Below are 1,441 nucleotides of genomic sequence, written 5' to 3'. Positions count from 1 at the left end.
GAGGCGCGGCGGTGGCGCACGCCCCGGATCGTCACGCCGATGATGACGTACTGCCCTGGGCGCAGCGCCGGGAAGGCCGCTCCGGTCTGCAGGTACAGCGACGTGGCGCTGGGTGTTTCTGCGCGGCGTTCAATCAGGCGCGCTTGCAGGCTGTGCACGCGCAGCAGTGGGCTGAGCAGGCCCACGGTGTCGTCAAAGGCATCCCGGCTGACGCCCAGGTGGGTCAGCCAGCCAGACAGGCGCCGGGCGGCGACAGCAGGCAAGGGCAGGTTGGGGGATGCGGACATGAGGAGACTCCAGGAACTCGGGTGCACAGCAGATGCGCCGGAGGGTACGGACCGGACCGTTGGCCTCACAACGGGGGAACTCCCCGCCAGACCGTGCATTCCCCTCAAACGGGGGGCGTTAAAGCCTGTTCGAAATCAAACGGGCGTCTGAATGGGGCAACGCTGGTGCCCGGATCGGCCGCTGGAGCGAGGGCAGGCGCGCGAGGTGATAATGGGGACAGATCACCCGACCCAGCCTTCAGGCTCCGATCCATGGCCCGACTCCCTCGACTTGGCGTGGCAGGTTGGCCTCACTTGCTCATTCAGCAGGTGCACGACGGCCAATTGCTCGCCCGCGACGACACCGACCGACAGGACCTGCTCGATGCCCTGCGGGAGGCCGCGCGCCAGCATGGGGTGGCTGTGCACGCCTATCAGATCGGGACTTCGGCCCTGGTCTTGCTCGTGACCCCCGAGCGCGCCGACTCGACCAGCCTGTTCATGCAGGCAGTTGGCCGCCGCTACGTGGCCAATCACAACCGCCGACATGGCCGCCAGGGTGGGTTGTGGTCGGGGCGCTTCCGGGGCACCGTGCTCGAGCCGGCACGTTACCTGCTTGATGCCATGGCGTTCACCGAAACGCGCGATGCGGGGCCTGATGCGCTGCCTGGCGGCACGGTCTGGTCCGACTGGTCCAGTGCGCCCCACCACCTGGGCCTGCGAACCGACCCGCTGGTGACCGACGCACCAGGCTTCTGGGCCCTGGGCAACACCCCTTTCGAGCGCCAGGCGGCCTGGCGGCAGCGCTTGCAAGAAGGGCTGGGTGCGTCCCAACGCCGTGAACTGGCCGAGGCCATGCACAAAGGTTGGGCGCTGATGCCTCCCGAGCAGCAGCGGGCGATGGAGGCATCCATCGGTCGGCCCTTGTCGCCCCGACCCCGCGGGCGCCCTCGCAAATCGATCTGACCCCATTTCTAATGTGGTGCACAGCGTGGTGCCTTGGTAAATCGATCTGACCCCATTTAGTTCTGCTTGTGTCCACCCCGTGACAGCAGTATCCTCCGTGGTTCCCCGCGTTGTTTTTCCACACTTCACTCTGGAGCGCCCCTCATGACCCAGGCGACTTCGGGAACCACGTTCCCCATCACCCCCGTGTCCGACGCCGCCACCTCTTC

1 protein-coding gene and 1 pseudogene are annotated in these 1,441 nt (G+C 67.0%); one reads left to right on the top strand and one right to left on the bottom strand.

Annotation, left to right across the window (positions count from 1 at the left end; translation table 11 throughout):
• Positions 1 to 287: pseudogene (locus tag B2W70_RS12385) on the bottom strand (hypothetical protein); the annotation flags it as partial.
• Positions 288 to 539: 252 nt separating this feature from the next.
• On the opposite strand from B2W70_RS12385, the gene B2W70_RS12380 reads away from it, so the two are divergent.
• The gene (locus B2W70_RS12380; RefSeq protein ID WP_286746094.1) at positions 540 to 1,232 is read left to right on the top strand and encodes a transposase; all 693 of its coding nucleotides are present in this window, start codon (positions 540 to 542) and stop codon (positions 1,230 to 1,232) included.
• Positions 1,233 to 1,441 lie beyond the last annotated feature (209 nt).

It is taken from the genome of Aquabacterium sp. UBA2148, assembly GCF_002328915.1.
GTDB lineage: Bacteria > Pseudomonadota > Gammaproteobacteria > Burkholderiales > Burkholderiaceae_C > Aquabacterium > Aquabacterium parvum.
This window is presented reverse-complemented; position numbering and strand designations above follow the sequence as displayed.